18 protein-coding genes and 1 pseudogene are annotated in these 17,934 nt (G+C 67.8%); 11 read left to right on the top strand and 8 right to left on the bottom strand.

Translation table 11 applies throughout. The annotated features are described in order from the left end of the window. Nucleotides 1–9: 9 nt before the first annotated feature. Together A5745_RS14190 and A5745_RS14185 are read right to left on the bottom strand one after the other, a co-directional pair. Nucleotides 10–522, bottom strand: a complete 513-nt coding sequence (locus A5745_RS14190; RefSeq protein WP_076062515.1) for a MaoC family dehydratase N-terminal domain-containing protein — start codon at nucleotides 520–522, stop codon at nucleotides 10–12. 44 nt (nucleotides 523–566) lie between these two features. Continuing rightward, nucleotides 567–1,472 (bottom strand): HAD family phosphatase, encoded by a 906-nt coding sequence (locus tag A5745_RS14185; protein ID WP_076116750.1) that lies wholly within the window; start codon nucleotides 1,470–1,472, stop codon nucleotides 567–569. 306 nt (nucleotides 1,473–1,778) lie between these two features. Between A5745_RS14185 and A5745_RS14180 the strand changes: the two genes are divergently transcribed. After that, a complete protein-coding gene (locus A5745_RS14180; RefSeq protein WP_076116748.1) occupies nucleotides 1,779–2,489 on the top strand; it encodes a DUF4190 domain-containing protein in 711 nt (236 codons plus the stop codon). A gap of 76 nt (nucleotides 2,490–2,565) precedes the next feature. Here the strand turns inward: A5745_RS14180 and A5745_RS14175 are convergent, their stop codons facing one another. Then, nucleotides 2,566–3,198: a hypothetical protein gene (locus A5745_RS14175; RefSeq protein ID WP_139329610.1), complete on the bottom strand. Its 633-nt coding sequence runs from the start codon at nucleotides 3,196–3,198 to the stop codon at nucleotides 2,566–2,568. A 20-nt stretch (nucleotides 3,199–3,218) separates the two neighbouring features. Further along, a complete protein-coding gene (locus tag A5745_RS14170; protein WP_254848579.1) occupies nucleotides 3,219–5,258 on the bottom strand; it encodes a TNT domain-containing protein in 2,040 nt (679 codons plus the stop codon). Between A5745_RS14170 and A5745_RS25065 the strand changes: the two genes are divergently transcribed. After that, nucleotides 5,257–5,526, top strand: a complete 270-nt coding sequence (locus tag A5745_RS25065) for a hypothetical protein (protein ID WP_254848578.1) — start codon at nucleotides 5,257–5,259, stop codon at nucleotides 5,524–5,526. The two genes, A5745_RS14170 and A5745_RS25065, sit on opposite strands and share 2 nt — an antisense overlap. Before the next feature lie 264 nt (nucleotides 5,527–5,790). Here A5745_RS25065 and A5745_RS14165 read toward each other — a convergent pair whose 3' ends face one another. Together A5745_RS14165 and A5745_RS14160 are read right to left on the bottom strand one after the other, a co-directional pair. Continuing rightward, complete coding sequence (locus tag A5745_RS14165; protein WP_076116742.1) at nucleotides 5,791–6,081, bottom strand: WXG100 family type VII secretion target; 291 nt, start codon at nucleotides 6,079–6,081, stop codon at nucleotides 5,791–5,793. Continuing rightward, nucleotides 6,074–6,385, bottom strand: coding sequence for a WXG100 family type VII secretion target (locus tag A5745_RS14160; protein ID WP_076062505.1), 312 nt, complete (start codon nucleotides 6,383–6,385; stop codon nucleotides 6,074–6,076). Before A5745_RS14160 ends, A5745_RS14165 begins: the two co-directional genes overlap by 8 nt. A gap of 59 nt (nucleotides 6,386–6,444) precedes the next feature. Here A5745_RS14160 and A5745_RS14155 point away from each other — a divergent pair. The 7 genes and pseudogenes from A5745_RS14155 (at nucleotide 6,445) to A5745_RS14125 (ending at nucleotide 12,661) form a co-directional block, all read left to right on the top strand. Further along, nucleotides 6,445–6,829 (top strand): annotated as a pseudogene (locus tag A5745_RS14155) (glutaredoxin family protein). A gap of 7 nt (nucleotides 6,830–6,836) precedes the next feature. Beyond that, nucleotides 6,837–8,207, top strand: a complete 1,371-nt coding sequence (locus tag A5745_RS14150) for a glutamyl-tRNA reductase (protein WP_076116738.1) — start codon at nucleotides 6,837–6,839, stop codon at nucleotides 8,205–8,207. 13 nt (nucleotides 8,208–8,220) lie between these two features. Next, the gene (gene hemC / locus A5745_RS14145; protein ID WP_076116847.1) at nucleotides 8,221–9,159 is read left to right on the top strand and encodes a hydroxymethylbilane synthase; all 939 of its coding nucleotides are present in this window, start codon (nucleotides 8,221–8,223) and stop codon (nucleotides 9,157–9,159) included. A 15-nt stretch (nucleotides 9,160–9,174) separates the two neighbouring features. Then, nucleotides 9,175–10,839 (top strand): uroporphyrinogen-III synthase, encoded by a 1,665-nt coding sequence (locus tag A5745_RS14140; RefSeq protein WP_076062498.1) that lies wholly within the window; start codon nucleotides 9,175–9,177, stop codon nucleotides 10,837–10,839. Between the two features lie 3 nt (nucleotides 10,840–10,842). Beyond that, nucleotides 10,843–11,823: a porphobilinogen synthase gene (hemB, locus tag A5745_RS14135; protein ID WP_076116736.1), complete on the top strand. Its 981-nt coding sequence runs from the start codon at nucleotides 10,843–10,845 to the stop codon at nucleotides 11,821–11,823. 65 nt (nucleotides 11,824–11,888) lie between these two features. After that, on the top strand, nucleotides 11,889–12,407 hold the full coding sequence (locus A5745_RS14130; RefSeq protein ID WP_076116734.1) for a DUF3093 domain-containing protein: 519 nt from the start codon (nucleotides 11,889–11,891) through the stop codon (nucleotides 12,405–12,407). Further along, complete coding sequence (locus A5745_RS14125; protein ID WP_371336944.1) at nucleotides 12,407–12,661, top strand: hypothetical protein; 255 nt, start codon at nucleotides 12,407–12,409, stop codon at nucleotides 12,659–12,661. The genes A5745_RS14130 and A5745_RS14125 overlap by 1 nt, the downstream gene beginning before the upstream one ends. On the opposite strand, the gene A5745_RS14120 is transcribed toward A5745_RS14125, so the two are convergent. Continuing rightward, entirely contained in the window at nucleotides 12,645–13,064 is a 420-nt protein-coding gene (locus A5745_RS14120; protein WP_076116733.1) for an STAS domain-containing protein, read from the bottom strand. The two genes, A5745_RS14125 and A5745_RS14120, sit on opposite strands and share 17 nt — an antisense overlap. 362 nt (nucleotides 13,065–13,426) lie before the next feature. On the opposite strand from A5745_RS14120, the gene A5745_RS14115 reads away from it, so the two are divergent. Both A5745_RS14115 and A5745_RS14110 read left to right on the top strand, forming a co-directional pair. Then, nucleotides 13,427–14,665 carry an acyltransferase gene (locus A5745_RS14115; RefSeq protein WP_076116731.1) on the top strand — a complete coding sequence of 413 codons (1,239 nt, stop codon included), beginning with the start codon at nucleotides 13,427–13,429 and terminating at the stop codon, nucleotides 14,663–14,665. A gap of 199 nt (nucleotides 14,666–14,864) precedes the next feature. Next, complete coding sequence (locus A5745_RS14110; RefSeq protein ID WP_076062489.1) at nucleotides 14,865–15,560, top strand: GDSL lipase; 696 nt, start codon at nucleotides 14,865–14,867, stop codon at nucleotides 15,558–15,560. A 247-nt stretch (nucleotides 15,561–15,807) separates the two neighbouring features. Here A5745_RS14110 and A5745_RS14105 read toward each other — a convergent pair whose 3' ends face one another. Beyond that, entirely contained in the window at nucleotides 15,808–17,934 is a 2,127-nt protein-coding gene (locus tag A5745_RS14105; protein ID WP_076116729.1) for an acyltransferase family protein, read from the bottom strand.

Genomic DNA, 17,934 nt, shown 5'->3' with positions numbered 1-17,934 from the left:
GAATTGACCCTACTTTCCAGCAGATATGGATGCAATTGCCGCGGCGGTTGTCGCGGCGTCGGCATCTTGGTGTGCGGCTTCTCCCAACATTGTGACAACGCTGGTGACCACCGGTTTGCCCTCGGCGTCTGTGACTTCGCTGCGGATTTCACTGATCACCGCGCCGTGGGATTCGATTACCGAGTCTAGATAGGTGTCGAAATACAGCTTGTCCTGGGCCAGGATCGGCCGGTGGAACACGAACTTCTGGTCGCGGTGGAGGACGCGGGCGATGTTGATCGGGATGCTGAACTTGGTGAAGATCTCCAGCTGTACACGCCGTCCCGCGATCGCCAGGAACGTCAAGGGCGCGACCAACCCCGGATAGCCGGCCTCGGCGGCGTCGGACTCGTTGAAGTGCGTGGGGTGGTCGTCTTTCACCGCGAGCGCGAACTCGCGGATCTTCTCGCGTCCGACCTGGAAGTAGTCCGGTGCCCGGTAGTGACTGCCGATGATGCCTTCGGCCTCTTTGGGGACTGTCATGCCGTTTGCTCTCTGTTCGAATAGCTGCTCAGCGGCGCAGCTTATCAGCGTGATTGGCGTCGCGACGCCAACGCGGCCAGCGCACCGCCCGCCGCACCCAGCGCCAGAGCCGACGGCACCCCGATCCGGGCCGCCTTGCGGGCGGTGCGGAAGTCGCGAATCTCCCAGCCCCGCTCGCGCGCCAGCGCGCGTAGCCGGGCATCGGGGTTGATGGCCACCGCGGTCCCTACCAACGACAGCATGGGGACGTCGTTGTAGCTGTCGGAATAGGCGGTGCAGCGTTTGAGGTTGAGCCCTTCCCGGATCGCCAGCGACCGCACCGCGTGCGCCTTGCCGGTGCCGTGCAGGATCTCGCCGACCAGCCGGCCGGTGAACACCCCGTCGACCGATTCGGCGACGGTCCCCAGCGCGCCGGTCAAGCCGAGTCGCCGCGCGATGGTCGCGGCGAGTTCGTAGGGCGTGGCGGTGATCAGCCAGACCTGCTGGCCGGCATCGAGATGCATTTGGGTGAGCTCGCGGGTGCCCGCCCAGATCTTGTCGGCGATGATTTCGTCGTAGATCTCCTCGCCGAGACGCTCCAGCTCCGAAACCGACCGGCCCTCGATGAAGGCGAGCGCCTTGCGGCGTCCCGCGGCGACGTCGTCGCTGTTCTCCTTGCCGAGCAACTGAAACTTGGCCTGGGCGTAGATGAATCCGAGCACATCGCGATAAGTGAAGTACTTGCGAGCGGCCAGCCCGCGACCGAAGTGCACGGCCGACGAACCCTGTACCAACGTGTTGTCGACGTCGAAGAATGCGGCGGCGGTCAGGTCGATCGGCGGCTGCGGCTGCCCCTCCTCGGCCGCGTCCTCCAGTCCCTCGAGCGCACGCGCGGCGCTCGCGTTGGCGGCCAGCGTCTGCAAGTCGACGGGCGCGGTTGGTTCCGCGCCGCCCGACTCAGGGGAAGTCATCGCCAAGCCTCCTAAATCGCTGGCAGATCTCAACCCTATCCGGCAGATGCGTGGAGGTTGTGTGGGTTGCGTCGCCGAACGTGACGCTAGCGTCACGTTCGGGCTCCAGCGTGACGCCAGCGTCACGCTCGTCGTTGCTGCGGCGGTCGCGTTTGGCGGTGGGGATGTTGGGACGACGTGGTGTCGCGGGGCCTGGCCGGGCGATGCCGGTTGGCGAGATGCCAGTGCCAGGAGTGCCTCGCGGGCAGCGCGGAGAACGTGGTTCAACGGCCTACGGCGCCGCATCACCGCCGTTACGCTTGCCGGATGACGCAGCCCCCGGGGTGGATTCCGCCCTATCAACCACCCCCGGGCGGTTATCAGCCACCCCCGGGCGCTTATGCCCCGCCGCCGCCTTACCCGCAACCGTGGGGCCAGCCGATGCCCCAGCCTGGTTACCCGGGCCCTCAGCGCAGAACGAACGGCTTCGCCATCGCATCGCTGGTGATGGGACTCCTGGGCGGCGTCTTGCTGAGCGTCATCTTCGGGATCATCGCGCTATCCCAGATCAAGAGTCGCGGCCAAAGCGGTCGCGGCTTGGCCATCGCGGGACTGGTGGCCTCGGCGGTGTACGTGGTGCTCTTCAGTGTCGCCATCGTTTTCGCTGTGCTGTCGCCCGGTACTAGTGAGGCGATAACAGACGTGAAGGTCGGTGAGTGCCTGGTCAACACTCCGCAAGGCAAAAATGTCTCATCGGTGGACACCATTAGCTGCGACCAGCCCCACACCGCGGAGGTCTATGCGGTGTTCACCATTCCCGACGGGCCTTACCCTGGCCAATCGGTCATCGATGAGTACGCGAACAAGTGCCCGGATGCGTTGCCGAATTACTCGCGGACAGCACAACAGGATTTGAGCGTACAGATAAAGGTCGCATATCCGACATCTGAAACATGGGATCGGTCTCACGACCGCGGCGTTGCGTGCGTCGCTTACACTCCCGACAAACGTACGGGCTCGCTGAAAGGGCAGCCCTGACGGCCGGGGTGCTGGGCACAGCGCTGAACCGTTCGGGCCGTTCGAAGTGTTTGGTGAAGTAAGCGAAGGCGATTCTTTACTCGTTCGGAATATTGAAGGTAAACCACTCCGCGGGAATTCCCTCACGAAGGATCGAATCGAGTTCCTCGAAGCTGAGGACTAGAACATGTGAGCCCGCGGGAGCGTCACTCTCGCCCATCCATCCACGATCGATAGGTTCTTGATCCACCCATAAACTAACGCGCCCGGGGAAATTCAGGGGATCTGGCTTAGTCAGGGTCACCCGCGAGTCCACGCCTTCCTGATACCAGCGGAATTCAGGTGAGTTGGTGAATTCGCCAGGGCGGGCCATCTGGCTTATCAAAAACAGAAGATATTTTTCAGCATCCTCATACCTTCTGAACATCCAATATCTGTTCCGTGAACCCCTCTCTTTGCTATCAATGAAATAGCCGCCGTTGGCGGGAACCAAATAATATGAAACATCCGCGTCGTCGATGAAAGCTAGCTCACCGTTGCGGGTCATCTCGGGCGGCCGGCGTCCCCAATAAATTTGTTCGGAAGTTTGTCGGCCTGTCGGCGCGCGCTCGTCCTCGCCCGGATACCGGCCCTGGCTACGAAGGTAAACTTCTTGCCACGAGTACCACGATTTCACGATGCGGTGCAGAAATGTGGGGTATTCGCTGAGATCGAGGTGGTAGTCCGGCATTACAACTCCTTCGGCCTTCATCAGTCCCGTAGTAGGAAGTGTCTTGCAATCAGAACTGCCACGCTGGGCCGCTCACCTGGTGGCGCAAGGATAAGAAGCTGAGGCTCCCCGCCGGGATGTCCGAACCAAGGCGCAGCTTTTGAAAATTCTATCTTCCACCCAGGCGGAAGCCCGGCCGCGGCATTAATTGTGTAAGACAAGTACGGTTTGTCCAAACTGTCGTGAGGAAGCGACCGCCCTTCGTATGGGGTGCCTTCGAAAGCAAGCCACTTTCCGCCTGGATGGCCGATACGATCTAGCCGTTGGCCATCCATCGACGAAATATCGGCATCCGTTAAGTCGCGAACGGTGCCGGGTATGGCATACGGTTTGGCTGGATCGTTCTCATCCGGATATATCAGCTCGCCATCTTCATCTTCAAAACGAGCTCGATACTCGTCTTCCGTGAGCTCGCCGAATTCTTTCGCATCGGGAAAGACGTCTCGCGCCTTCGGTGGGTCGCTGTTCGCTCCGTGGCCGTGGTCACCAGGCGAGCCTTCGCCATCACCCGACCCGTCAGGCGTGCCGTCGTCGGACCCGTGCGGCCCTTTGCCGTCGCCGTCCCCGGACCCGTGCGGACCGTGGGGCGTGCCGTCGCCGGGTTTCCCGCCGCCCGGGTCCCCGCCAGGTTCCCCGCCGCCCGGTGTTCCTCCGCCCGGCGTCGCGGCCGGTTCTCCACCGTGGGGTGGTCCACCGAAGGGCTGCGGTCCTTCACCGGCCGCGCCGGCCGTGCCGACAGACGACGGCGATGACAGATGCGGCTCAGGCACCGAAGGCGCCGAGGCCGCGGGCGCGGATGCCGACGCGGCACTCGGAACCGATTCGGCCGGAGCTCCGGCTGCCGGAGCTGACACTGCGGCAGGGACGCGCTCGTGCGGCGGTGGGTGGGGCGGTGTGCGTTCTGCCGGCGCGGCCGCCGGCGCCGCGCCGGACCCGTGCGGCGGTGGCTTGCCTTCTGCGGGCGCGGACACCTGCGTGGGTGACTCGTGCGGCGGCGCAGTCGATTTCGGCGGCTCACCCCCATGTGGCGGCTCGACGGGTGGCCGTGATTCTGTCGGGCCGTGCGGCGCCGGAGCACCGGGAGGGGCCGGCGTGGGCTTGCCCGGCGGCGCGGGGGCGGGGCGGCCGGGTTCCGGCGGCTTCGGGCCCGGCTCTGTCGGCTTGGGCGTTGGCGGCTCAACCCGTGGCGGCTCAACCGCGGGCGGCTTGATGGACGGGGGTTTAGGAAGCTTGGGCGGCCCCACGTGTCCGAACACACTGCGGCCAAACTTGCCCAGCTTCGAGAGCGGCCCGCCGGGGAGAGCCAACATCGCAAGATCGAGCGCGCTCCGGCCAGCGGCGGAGGCCGGATTGGTATCCCACTCGTCCCAGTGGCTGAGGCTCTTGCCGACCTCTTTCCATGACTCCAAGACGCCGGGCGCACCGTCAGGGCCCAATCCGACGAGGGGCAGAACGCCCTCGGCCATCTCGCCCATGTTTTTGGCATAGCCCACCGGGTCGAACAGCAGCCGCAGTTGACTGATGTCGTAGAGCCCCGCGAGGGTGTCGCCGGCCTCCGCATACACGCCTTTGGCGTACTGCCCCACCTGGTTGATGGCTCGGCCTACTTCGGTGCCGTGCAGGAACTGATCCCACTCCCGCGAGGCGTAGTCGCCCATCGTCGTAAGGATCGTTTCTGCCTCACGCACGGTGGCCGCGATCTCGGCCCGCAGCGCATCGACCTCCGCGGTGAACCGGTCCACCACCGTGCGAATGTCGTCGGCGATCTTTTTGATCTCGTCTTCGTCTTCGTCGGTGAGAATGTCCCAGACCTCTTTGATCCCGGTCATCGGATCGCAGATGCGGGCCAGCAGATCCAGGATCGCCGCGTGCACCTGATCGACCTTCGCCGCATAATCGCTCAGTTGAGCGGCGATCTTCTGGGACTGCTGCACGATGCCGGTGGTGCTGCTGTAGGCCTCGGTGAACGCGCGATCGATGGCCGGGCCCTCCGGGATCTTTTGGCCGCGAATGGCTCCCATGGGCCCGCCGGTCCCGAGGATTTCGGCGACCGCGAACTGCGTGCCCGCCGCGCTCCACGCCGCGGCTGCGGCGCGCAACTTCCCCGAATCCGCGCTCGGCCAGATCATCCCGATGAACGGGGCCACCCATCCCCAGCCCGCCGGGGGGCCGTCGCCGGTTCCGACCGATGAGGGCGGGGAGCCCGCCGAGATCGGCCCCGTCGGTCGCGGCGCCGGAAGCGGGCTGCTATGGCCGGAAACGTCGGACTGCGCTTCGGCCAGCGAGTAATTGTGCGCCGACATCCGCACGCCAACACCCAGACCGCACAAGCCGTTTCGCGTGACCACCATGGCTTGTACGAGCTTGGCTGCCGAACTGTCGTAGCTGCGGCCGAGCGCCGCGCCGGCGGGATCGTCGCCGGCCATCCCGGCGCACCCGGACAGCGCAGCCGTCAACGTCGAGATCACCGCGCCCAAACCCTCGGCTGCCGTCACCACCTCGGCGCCTGCGCTATCGAGGGCCGCGGTGTCAACCGCCAGCGGCGCCATTAGCTCACGACCACATGCTCAAATTCTTGGCCATGGCGCCGGTGTAGTTGCCGTGCGCGGTATGCGCGGCCGCTCGCAGTTGAGCCAGCGCCTCGCGCATCACCGCCTCGCCATGCGCCCAGTGCCGGTGTGCCTCGGTGTGAGCTGTCGCGCCTTCACCCGTCCAGGTCGCGTGCAAATTGCCTACCAGAGAATCGATTTCGGACAGCATGCTTTCGGCGTAACGCTGAAACTCGGCCATCCGCTCGACCGCGTCGGCCAGCGCATCGGGGTCCACCTGAAACGCGTCAGCCATTGCGCACCGCCCGCAATGCCTGCGCCGAGCCGGCCTCGTTCTGCGCATAGCCCGCGCCGGCCTCACCAACCGCCTTGGCCAGCATCGACAAGCCCAGCTCCACCTCGGTGGCGCCGCGGTGCCACATCTGCCACGCCGAGCCGTAGGCGTCGCCGGACCCGCCGCGCCAGCCCCCCAGCATCTCGCCGACCTGACCGTCGAGTTCGGCCAGCCGGCTCCGCAGATCCTCGGCGGCACCGCTCAGGCTTTGCGCGAATCCCTGCATCACCTGGGGATCTACGCGCAGATTGTCGTTACCGGCCACAGCCGAAACCTAATCACCAGGCGCCGCGTCCACAATTCACCGGTGCCACACTGGTGTCCATGTCCCAGCCCGCCCCTCGACCGCAGGTGGAACTGCTGACCCGACCCGGGTGCAGCATCTGCGCGCGGGTACACGCCCGGCTCGCCGAACTGGCGCTTGAGCTGGGCTTCGACCTCTCGACGACCGATGTCGACGCCGCCGCCGAAGCCGGCGACCCACAGCTGCGTGCCGAGTTCGGGGATCGTTTGCCGGTGGTCTTGCTGGACGGCCGCGAACACAGTTACTGGGAAATCGACGAGCCCAGACTTCGTGCCGATCTAGGCCGGTGAGGATGCGGGCCGCTCGCCCGTAGGCGCCGGGCGATTATTTGGTAGCCCACCTGATAAACGTTTACCGTGGACACCAGTTCAGTTACTGGAGGAAGCAAGGGAGCTGGCCAGGTGATGCTGCCGTGAGCATCCTGCTTTTCGGAGTTTCGCACCGCAGTGCGCCGGTTTCCGTCCTGGAACAACTCAGCATCGACGATGCCGACCAGATCAAGATCGTCGATCGGGTGTTGCAGTCCCCCCTGGTGACCGAGGCCATGGTGCTGTCGACATGCAACCGGGTCGAGGTCTACGCGGTGGTGGACGCGTTCCACGGCGGGTTGGCGGTCATCGGGCAGGTGCTGTCCGAATACTCCGGCATGTCGATGGGCGACCTGACCAAGTACGCCTACGTGCGCTACAGCGAGGCCGCCGTCGAGCACCTGTTCGCCGTTGCCAGCGGCCTCGATTCCGCCGTCGTCGGCGAGCAACAGGTGCTCGGCCAGGTCCGCCGCGCCTACGCCACCGCCGAGACCAACCGCACCGTCGGGCGGGTGCTGCACGAGCTGGCGCAGCGGGCCCTATCCGTCGGCAAGCGGGTGCATTCCGAAACCGCCATCGATGCGGCCGGCGCCTCGGTGGTCTCGGTCGCGCTCGGCATGGCCGAACGCAACCTGGGCGGGCTGACCGGCAAGACCGCCGTCGTGATCGGCGCCGGGGCGATGGGTGCCCTGTCGTCCGCGCATCTGGCCCGCGCCGGCATCGGGAACATCCTGGTGGTCAACAGGTCGCTGTCCCGGGCGCAGCGGCTGGTCCGCAAGATCCGCGAATCCGGCGCCAAGGCCGAGGCGTTGCCCCTCGACCGGTTGCCCGGCGCACTCGCGGAGGCCGACGTCGTCGTCAGCTGTACCGGGGCGGTGAGCCCCGTGGTTTCGCTGGCCGACGTACACCACGCGCTCGCCGCCGCCCGCCGCGACGAAGCGACCCACCCGTTGGTGATCTGCGACCTCGGCATGCCCCGCGACGTCGATCCCGCGGTGGCCGGACTGCCCGGCGTCTGGGTCGTCGACGTCGAGCGCGTCCAGCACGAACCTTCCGCCCACGCCGCGGCGGCCGACGTCGACGCCGCCCGTCACATCGTGGCGGCCGAAGTCGCCGCCTACCTGGCGGGCCAGCGGATGGCGGAGGTCACCCCGACGGTGACCGCGCTGCGCCAGCGAGCAGCCGACGTCGTCGAAGCCGAGCTGCTGCGGCTGGAAAACCGGCTGCCCGGTCTGGAAAGCGCCCAGCGCGAGGAGGTCGCCCGCACCGTGCGCCGGGTGGTCGACAAGCTGCTGCACGCGCCGACCGTGCGCATCAAACAACTCGCCAGCGCCCCCGGCGGTGACAGCTACGCCGAGGCGCTGCGCGAGCTGTTCGAACTCGACCAGACCGCTGTCGACGCCGTCGCAGCGGGCGAATTACCAGTGGTGTCAACCGGATTCGATGCCGGCACCCCGCAACAGCCTGCCGAGTAGCCGATTGGCACACGTGATCCGGATCGGCACGCGGGGAAGTCTGCTGGCCACCACTCAGGCCGCCGGCGTCCGGGACGCCCTGATCGCCAACGGCCACCCCGCGGAGTTGGTGACGATCAGCACCGCGGGCGACCGGTCGTCGGCACCGATCGAAAGTCTCGGCGTGGGCGCCTTCACCACCGCGCTGCGTGAGGCCATCGACGACGGGCGCGTCGACGCTGCCGTGCACTCGCACAAGGATTTGCCGACGGCCGCGGATCCCAGGTTCCTGGTGGCCGCGATACCCCCACGGAACGACCCCCGCGACGCGGTGGTGGCCCGCGACGGACTGGTGCTCGCGGAGTTGCCGGCCGGTTCGCTGGTGGGCACGTCCTCCCCGCGGCGGGCGGCACAGCTTAGAGCATTGGGTCTCGGTTTGGAAATCCGCCCCCTACGAGGCAACCTAGATACCAGGTTGAACAGGGTAAGCAGTGGTGATCTTGACGCCGTCGTCGTGGCCCGGGCCGGTCTGGCCCGGTTGGGCCGCCTCGGCGATGTCACCGAGACGCTCGAGCCGGTGCAAATGTTGCCAGCACCGGCTCAGGGCGCGCTCGCCGTCGAGTGCCGCGCCGATGACGAATTAGCGGCGGTGCTGGCGGAATTGGACGACGCCGACACACGCGCGGCGGTCACCGCGGAGCGAGCCCTGCTGGCCGAACTGGAAGCCGGGTGCTCGGCACCGGTGGGAGCGATCGCGGAAGTGGTCGAGTCCATCGACGACGAAAACCGCGTCTTCGAAGAGCTGTCGCTGCGCGGCTGTGTGGCGGCGCTGGACGGGTCCGACGTGATCCGCGCGTCCGGCATCGGCACCTCCGGTCGGGCACGAGAGCTGGGGCTCTCGGTGGCCGCGGAGCTGTTCGAGCTGGGCGCCCGTGAGCTGATGAGGGGAGCGCGGCAAGACCCCGCGCGATGAAGAGTGGGAGCGACAATGACGACGCGAGGGCGTAAGCCAAGGCCGGGGCACATCACGTTCGTGGGCTCCGGTCCGGGCGACCCCGGACTGCTGACCACGCGGGCCGCCACGGTACTAGCGAACGCGGCACTGGTGTTCACCGATCCAGACGTGCCCGAGGCGGTGCTGGCGTTGATCGGCCAGGACCTGCCGCCGGTCTCCGGCCCGGCGCCCGCCGACCCGGCCCCCGGTAAGGCCGACGAAGCCTCCGGCGCTGACCCGGGCCAGGGCGCGCCGACGGTGCTGCCGGGCGGCCCCGACATCCGCCCGGCCCTGGGCGAGCCCGCCGAAGTGGCCAAGATGCTTACCGCCGAGGCCCGTTCGGGCGTCGACGTGGTGCGGCTGGTGGCCGGTGACCCGCTGACCGTCGACGCGGTCATCACGGAGGTGAACGCCGTCGCGCGCAGCCACCTGCACCTCGAGATCGTGCCGGGCCTGGCCGCGACTAGCGCGGTCCCGACGTACGCCGGCCTGCCGCTCGGCTCGGCGCACACCGTGGCCGACGTGCGCGGCGACGTCGACTGGGAGGCGCTGGCCGCGGCTCCCGGGCCGCTGATCCTGCAGGCCACCGCCTCGCATCTGGCCGACGCGGCGCGCACCCTGATCGAGCACGAGCTCGCCGAGACCACGCCGTGCGTGGTCACCGCCCAGGGCACCACCTGCCAGCAGCGCTCGGTGGAAACGACGCTGCACGGGTTGACCGACTCGGCCGTGCTGGGCGCCACCGACCCCGCGGGTCCGCTGACCGGACCGCTGGTGGTGACCATCGGCAAGACGGTGAGCAGCCGGGCCAAGCTGAACTGGTGGGAGAGCCGCGCCCTGTATGGCTGGACCGTCCTGGTGCCGCGCACCAAGGACCAAGCCGGCGAGATGAGCGAGCGGCTCACGTCGTACGGCGCGCTGCCGATGGAGGTGCCGACCATCGCCGTGGAGCCGCCGCGCAGCCCGGCGCAGATGGAGCGCGCCGTCAAGGGTCTGGTCGACGGCCGCTTCCAGTGGGTCGTGTTCACCTCCACCAACGCGGTGCGCGCGGTGTGGGAGAAGTTCGGTGAGTTCGGTCTGGACGCCCGCGCGTTCTCCGGGGTCAAGATCGCCTGCGTCGGCGAGTCGACGGCCGACCGGGTCCGGGCCTTCGGGATCAGCCCCGAGTTGGTGCCGGCCGGAGAGCAATCATCGCTCGGCCTGCTCGATGATTTCCCGCCCTACGACAGCGTTTTCGACCCGGTGAACCGTGTTCTGCTGCCGCGTGCCGACATCGCCACGGAGACGCTGGCCGAGGGACTGCGCGAGCGCGGGTGGGAGATCGAGGACGTCACCGCCTACCGGACGGTGCGCGCCGCGCCGCCGCCGGCGGCCACCCGCGAAATGATCAAGACCGGCGGCTTTGACGCGGTGTGCTTCACGTCCAGCTCCACCGTGCGAAACCTCGTTGGCATCGCGGGTAAGCCGCACGCGCGCACCATCATCGCCTGCATCGGCCCCAAAACCGCCGAGACCGCAGCCGAATTCGGCTTGCGGGTGGATGTCCAGCCCGACACCGCCGCGATCGGCCCGTTGGTCGACGCGCTGGCCGAACACGCCGCGCGGTTGCGCGCCGAGGGCGCGCTGCCACCGCCGCGCAAGAAGAGCCGCAGGCGCTAGCCAATGGCCTTCCCGCGGCAGCGCCCGCGCCGGCTCCGCTCCACCCCCGCGTTGCGACGTTTGGTGGCGCAAACATCCTTGGAGCCAAGGCATTTGGTGCTGCCGATGTTCGTCGCCGACGGTATCGACGAACCGCGCGGCATCGCATCCATGCCGAAAGTGGTTCAACACAGCCGGGATTCGCTGCGCAGGGCCGCCGAAGAAGCCGTCGCGGCCGGGGTGGGCGGGCTGATGCTGTTCGGTGTTCCCCGCGAACAGGACAAGGACGCGGCCGGCTCGGCCGGCACCGACCCCGACGGCATCCTCAACGTCGCGCTGCGCGACCTCGCCAAAGATCTCGGTGACTCCACCGTGTTGATGGCCGACACCTGCCTGGATGAGTTCACCGATCACGGACACTGCGGCGTCCTCGACGAGCGCGGCCGGGTCGACAACGATGCCACCCTGGTCCGCTACGTGGAACTGGCTGTGGCACAAGCGGAATCGGGTGCTCACGTGGTGGGGCCGAGCGGGATGATGGACGGTCAGGTGGGCGCCATTCGCGACGGCCTGGACGCCGCGGGCCACACCGACGTGGTGATCCTGGCCTACGCCGCGAAGTTCGCCTCGGCGTTCTACGGACCGTTCCGCGAGGCGGTCAGCTCCAGCCTGTCCGGCGACCGGCGCACCTACCAGCAGGAGCCGGGCAACCTGCGCGAAGCGCTACGGGAGATCGAGCTGGACCTCGACGAGGGCGCCGACATTGTGATGGTCAAGCCCGCGATGGGCTATCTCGACGTGCTGGCCGCCGCGGCCGACGTTTCGCCGGTGCCGGTGGCCGCGTATCAAGTGTCGGGGGAGTACGCGATGATTTGCGCTGCGGCCGCCAACAACTGGATCGACGAGCGCGCCGCGGCGCTGGAGTCACTGACCAGCATCCGGCGCGCCGGAGCGGATATCGTGCTGACGTACTGGGCCGCGGACGCCGCCGGTTGGCTTTCGTGAAGTGGGAACGGGATGGGTTTGCTTTGACATCACAGACACCAGCGAGGGGTAGCGACCCGAAGCGGTTGTTCTACGAACCCGGTGCCAGCTGGTGGTGGGTGGCGTGGGGCCCGGCGGCGGCGGGCGCCATGCTCCTGATCGAAATGTGGAGCGGTGCCCCGGTGTCGTTCGTCGTCCCGGCGATCTTCTTGGTGCTGGTGTCGGCATTCGTTGCGTTGCAGGTGAAGGCGGCGCGCATCCACGTCTCGGTCGAACTGACCGAAGACTCCCTGCGCCAGGGCACCGAAACCATCCTGGTCCGCGAAATCGTCAAGGTGTATCCCGAACCCGAGCACCACGAAGCGTCCGGCAAGGAGCTGGCGAAGTGGCAGTCTTCGCGCGCGCTCGGCGAATTGGTCGGGGTGCCGCGGCGGCGGGTGGGCATCGGCCTCAAGCTCACCGGGGGGCGCACCGCGCAGGCGTGGGCGCGCCGTCATCGTCACCTCCGGGCCGCGCTCACCCCGCTGGTCCAGGAGCGCGTGGAGCCCGCCCGATCGGACGTCAGCGACATCGATCGTGACAACGACCCCGGCTCGGCGCTGTGATGAGCCGCTACCGAGCATCGGTGGAACTGGTGCTGGCTATCGCCGCGCTGGTGGGCGCGGCGGTGACCTGGTTGCATGCGCGCCACACCGTGGCCGTCGCGCCCATCGCGGAGGGGCAGCCGTTCACCACGTCGTTGGTTTACGACCCTCAGGCGCTCCTGCTGACCCTTGTCCTGCTGACCACCGCCGGCGTGCTGGCGGTGGTCGGACTGGCCAGGCTGCGGCGTGAGCGGGGCGCTAGGCCGTCTTCTTGATCAGCGGCAGCACTAGCTGACGCCGCTTGGTGATGGCGTCGGCCAGGTTGTGCAGCGCCTCGTGCAGCGAGCGCGTCGCATCCCACTCGTCGCCCAGCAGTTCGATGACCGCCGGGCTCGCGACCAACGTCCACTCCGTCCCGGCCGCGTCGCAATCCTCGTCGAGCATCTGCAACAGCGTGATGCCGGCCGGAGCAAAATGCGTCACGTCACTGAGATCGAGCACCACGGGATTTTGCCCGACGACGAATCGCCGGATGTACTTGCTGGCCCGATCGGCATTGACGGCGTCGATTTCGCCCCGGATGGTCACCACCGTCGCGAGGGAGCGACAGTGAGCCCGAATCTGGGCGCCACCGCAGTCAAACGTGCAGCTTTCCTGTGGAGTCATGAGCGGCCCCATTCCCCGTGGCGTTGCGAAGGACGCAGCGCGACTATCCCTGTTCCCCAACCAAACCAGCAGAATCTAAGGAGACCGAAAGCCGCGTCTAACTCTTTGCTAAATAACGGGCCCGGCGGGGCGGTTTCGGAGAACCGGGCAACGCCGAAAACGGCGATTTCCGGCAATTGGCACGCGGCGCGGCCCCAATTCGATACCGTTCCGCCGCCAGCCACACCACGTCCTGTCCCGCCATCGCGGCGATCCCGCTGCTACGCTGCCATAGCTGCCGGTTGCCAGTCGGGGGGCTAATAAAAGGGCGAAATCGCCCGGTCAGCCGCAGTAGCAGGCGAACGAAACAGCAGACTCGCAACGGAAAGAGCATCGTGCGCGGCGCAGAGATCAGGGGCGAGATCAGGGCCCTGACGGGACTCCGCATCGTCGCAGCGGTATGGGTGGTGCTGTTTCACTTTCGCCCGATGCTCAGCGACGCCTCGCAAGATTTCCGCGACGCTCTCGCCCCGGTGCTCAACTGCGGCGCGCAGGGCGTCGACCTCTTCTTCATTCTCAGCGGCTTCGTCTTGACCTGGAATTACCTCGACCGCATGGGCCGGTCGTTTTCGGCGCGCGCCACCCTGCACTTCCTGTGGCTGCGGCTGGCCAGGGTTTGGCCGGTGTATCTGGTCACCCTGCATCTGGCCGCACTGTGGGTGATCTTCACCCTGCACGTCGGGCACGTCCCGTCGCCGGACGCGGCTCAGCTCACCGCGATCAGCTACGTGCGCCAGGTCCTGCTGGTGCAGCTGTGGTTCGTGCCGTTCTTCGACGACTCCAGTTGGGACGGTCCGGCCTGGTCGATCAGCGCGGAATGGCTGGCCTACCTGCTGTTCGGTGTCCTCGTCTTGGTGATTTTGCGGATGAAGCAGGCGACGAGGGCGCGCAGCCTGATGCTGCTGGCGTTCGCCGCGTCATTGCCGCCGGTGGTGATGTTGCTGACGAGTGGTCACTTCTACACGCCATGGAGCTGGTTGCCCCGCATCGTGACTCAGTTCACCGCCGGTGCCCTGGCGTGCGCGGCCGTGCGCCGGTTGCGGCTGACCGATCGTGGTCGGCGGGTGGCGGGGTATGTTTCGCTGCTTCTCCTGGCCGCGATGGTGGGCGTCCTGTACTGGTTTTCCGCGCACCCGATCAGCGGGGTCGTGGAGAACGACAGCGGTGGGGTGGTCGACGTGCTGTTTGTGCCGCTGGTGATCACGCTGGCAATCGGCCTGGGCAGCCTGCCGAAGCTGCTGTCGACGCGGGTGATGGTGTACGGCGGGCAGATCTCGTTCTGCCTGTACATGGTGCATGAGCTGGTGCACACGTCGTGGGGTTGGACGGTCGAGCAGTTCGCTCTCGTGCCGCAGGACAATCCGTGGAAATGGAACGTCATCGCCCTGTTCGCGATCGCCGTGGGCATTTCGGCCCTGATGTATCACTTCGTTGAAGAACCCGCCCGCCGATGGATGCGCAAGATGGTCGACGTCCGGGTCGTGGACACCAAACCCGAGCCGGCCGAGCAGCCGACCGCCAAACTCCATCAGATCGACGGTGGGCTGGAAGCGGTGCCGGCCCGCGCCGTGTGACAATTGCCACGATGCGCCAATGGTGCTGTGCCCCATACTCTCTCGAATACGGCTGCGGTAGCGGCCAGCCGGGATTCTAGGGGCCCCTGCCCGACTCGCGACCGCTAACCAGCGGGTTGGCGCCGCTTCGCGTCGGTTTCCTCGTACGATTCCGTTGCTGAATACGGCGCACGAGGATGCCGTTCACGGGGAGGTAGTAGTGAGTCGTCTGACGACGTTCGTCATTAGTCTGGCTCTGCTGGCCGGGGTGGGTTTCGCGGACGTGGCGTGCCCGCCCCGCGTGCGCGCCTACGGCGTGCTGAGCGTCGATTCACGGCTCAATCACGTCGCGGTGATCGGTGACTCCTATACCACCGGCACCGACGAGGGCGGCCTGGGCCCGAATTCATGGACCGCTCACGCGTGGCAGGCGCTCGGCGCGCGCGGACTGCGGATCGCCGCCGACGTCGCGGCCGAGGGGAAAGCCGGCTACGCCGTCCCCGGCGACCATGGCAGCGTCTTCGAGGACCTGACCGCTAGGGCGGTCAAGCCCGACGACACGCTGGTCGTGTTCTTCGGCTCGCGCAACGACCAGGACGTCGATCCCGGCCTGCTGACCGAGCGGGCGCGCAATGCGTTCGTTCTGGCGCGCCGCTTTGCGCCGCACGCGCGGTTACTGGTGATCGGGCCGCCGTGGCCGACCGCCGACGTGCCTGGCTCCATGCTGATGATCCGCGACGTGCTCAACGGCGTGGCCCGCGCGGCGGGTGCGGCGTTCGTCGATCCGCTCGGCGACCGCTGGTTCGTCGACAGGCCCGACCTGATCGGGCCCGACGGCGTGCACCCCAACGACGCGGGACACCAGTACCTGGCGGACAAGATCGCGCCGCTCATTCGCATGCAGTTGTCGAGGTAGATGATGGGGTCGGCAGCCGAAATTGCCTGCCGCACAAGGTGTTCGGGATACAGCAGCGCGGACTTCAGTCCTCTGCGTGCCGGTCGTAGTCCCATTGCTCCAGACGCGATTGCAGGTGCGTCAGGCCGATTCCCACGACCGGTGTGGCAACGGCTATGCAGATCAGCAGCAGCGGAGTCATCTCCCCAAACCTCCAAAACCCTTCATTGATACGACGTTCGACTGCGATGAGAAGTTCATTGGCGGCTCATCCATTCGCCACCGCCCGGTCGGCGAGCGCGCCCATCAAAGGTGCCAGCAGCTGCGCGTACTCGGTCGTCACGTGGTTGTCGTCGCGGAACACCAGCGTGTTGCCGACGATCATCGGGCAGCGGGCCGGGGTGCAGAACAGGTCGCTCAGATCGGCGTAGTGGCCACCGGCGCCCGTCGTCGCCTTCCGCTCGGCGGCGATTCCGTCGCCGTTGACCGCGACCAATCGCGGTGGCGCGCAGGCGGTGGCGTCGTCGAGATGCGCGGACAGGCAGGCGGGCACCGAGGAGCGCGGATCCGCCACCGGCCCCAGGACCAGGACGGTCGAACCGGCGTTGCGCAACTCGTTGACGGTGCGGCCCAACGTGTCGACCCACCCCGCGTCATATGACGTGAAACCGAAGTCCGCGCCGTAGCGCCGGCTCATGCTCAGCACCACCAGGCGCGGGTGTTCGGCCCGCAACCGCGCCATGATCTCGCCGCGCCACTGCTCGCACTCGGTGTATTCGCGGCCCAGATACGGGCTGACGATGCGCAGATCCTGCAGCGGACACGTCACCTTCGCCAGCGTCTCGAGCCGCCAGTGCCGTTGCTCGGCGACCTGTTGGAACGCCGGATACCACATGGCGGCATGCGAATCCCCGACCAGCGTCACCGTCGTCGCCGCGGCCGCATCCCCGCCCGCGCACTCGGCTTGCCCGACGTCACGCCAGGATCGCGTGCAGCCGTTGACGAACACCGCGGCCTTGTCGGCCGGCGCGTCGGCGAGCGACGGGTCCAGGTTGGACGGGACGGCGCGCAGGTCCGCGGACACCGCCACCGCGTCGCGGGCCTGCGCGAAGGCCTGGCGCACCGCGGCTTCCTGTGGGCTGACGTCGGGCGCCGGCGCCGGGGGCAGCGCGACGATGTTGGCCTTCGGGGCGGCCGTGCCGTGACCCACCGGCACCGGTATGACATTCAACAGCAGCAGGCACGCGCACGCCGTGACGGCGCTGGCGCCGCCCGCTACCAGCAGGCTCGTCCGCGCCGATCGGCGCAGGGCGGCCGCGAACCTGCCGGGATTTTCGACCAGGTGCAGGGTGATCACGGCGAGCCCGGCCGAGACGAAGGTCGCGCTCAGCCTGGCCGGCAGTCCCGCGGGCATGCCGAGCAGCGGCGGCATCAGCAACAGCACCGGCCAGTGCCACAGGTACCACGAGTACGAAATCCGGCCGATCGCCCGCATCGCCGGCCGGCACAGCAGGCGGCCCGGCCCCAGGCTGCCGGTGACGCAACCGCCGCCGATCACCAGGGCGGTGCCCAGGACGGGCAGCAGCGCCGCGGTGCCCGGGTACGGGGTGTGAGGGCCCAGCTGGGTGCAGGTCAGCACGATCAGGGCCAGGCCGCCGCAGCCGACGATCGTCGCGGGCAGCAGCGGCAGCCGCCGCCATTGCCCGACCGTCAATGCCACCAGCCCGCCGACGGCCAGCTCCCAGGCTCGGGTGGGCAGCGAGAAGAACGCCCACGCGGGTGACGTCCGGGTCCACAGCACGGCCGCCGCCAGCGACGCCGCCGCCACCACCGCGAGGACCAGCCCGTAGGGCGTGGCTTCGGAGGCGCGGCGGCGCAACAGTGGTACCCGCCGGACCAGCCACGCGGTGCCGATCAGCAGCATCGGCCACACCAGGTAGAACTGCTCCTCGACGCCCAGCGACCAGTAATGCTCGAACGGCGAGGGCGGCAGGTTCGAGGCCAGGTAGTCGGTGCCCTGCCGGGCGAACCGGTAGTTGCCGACGTAGAGGGCGCTCGCGACGCCGTCGACGAAGACGCTTCGTGCCTGCAACGGCGGCAGCACGATGGCCGCGCCGATGGCGGTGGCGATGCCGGCGGTGGCCGCGGCGGGCAGCAGCCTCCGCGCGCGTGCACCGTAGAAGCGGCCGAGCCGGATGGTGCTGTCGGTCGTTACCTCGCGCCAGAGGATCCCGGTGATGAGGAATCCGGAGATGACGAAGAAGACGTCCACACCGATGTAGCCGCCGGCGACACCGGGTATCTCGGCGTGGTACAGCACGACGGCTAGCACCGCAACGGCGCGCAGGCCCTCGATGTCCGGGCGAAATCCGGTCCGCTTCACCGCCCGCTCCAC

The sequence above is a fragment of the Mycobacterium sp. IS-2888 genome (assembly GCF_001954215.1).
GTDB lineage: Bacteria > Actinomycetota > Actinomycetes > Mycobacteriales > Mycobacteriaceae > Mycobacterium.
The sequence above is the reverse complement of the archived record's forward strand: the minus strand, read 5'-3'. Positions and strand labels throughout refer to the sequence as shown.

Bases quoted from the DNA above. Each gene is read 5' to 3' on its own strand.
- A5745_RS14165 (WP_076116742.1), bottom strand. From the start codon at position 6,081: ATGGCTGACGCGTTTCAGGTGGACCCCGATGCGCTGGCCGACGCGGTC.
- A5745_RS14140 (WP_076062498.1), top strand. From the start codon at position 9,175: ATGACGACGCGAGGGCGTAAGCCAAGGCCGGGGCACATCACGTTCGTG.
- A5745_RS14125 (WP_371336944.1), top strand. From the start codon at position 12,407: ATGAGCCGCTACCGAGCATCGGTGGAACTGGTGCTGGCTATCGCCGCG.
- A5745_RS14185 (WP_076116750.1), bottom strand. From the start codon at position 1,472: ATGACTTCCCCTGAGTCGGGCGGCGCGGAACCAACCGCGCCCGTCGAC.
- hemB (WP_076116736.1), top strand. From the start codon at position 10,843: ATGGCCTTCCCGCGGCAGCGCCCGCGCCGGCTCCGCTCCACCCCCGCG.
- A5745_RS14120 (WP_076116733.1), bottom strand. From the start codon at position 13,064: ATGGGGCCGCTCATGACTCCACAGGAAAGCTGCACGTTTGACTGCGGT.
- A5745_RS14170 (WP_254848579.1), bottom strand. From the start codon at position 5,258: ATGGGAGCCATTCGCGGCCAAAAGATCCCGGAGGGCCCGGCCATCGAT.
- A5745_RS14180 (WP_076116748.1), top strand. From the start codon at position 1,779: ATGACGCAGCCCCCGGGGTGGATTCCGCCCTATCAACCACCCCCGGGC.
- A5745_RS25065 (WP_254848578.1), top strand. From the start codon at position 5,257: ATGGGCCCGCCGGTCCCGAGGATTTCGGCGACCGCGAACTGCGTGCCC.
- A5745_RS14175 (WP_139329610.1), bottom strand. From the start codon at position 3,198: ATGCCGGACTACCACCTCGATCTCAGCGAATACCCCACATTTCTGCAC.
- A5745_RS14190 (WP_076062515.1), bottom strand. From the start codon at position 522: ATGACAGTCCCCAAAGAGGCCGAAGGCATCATCGGCAGTCACTACCGG.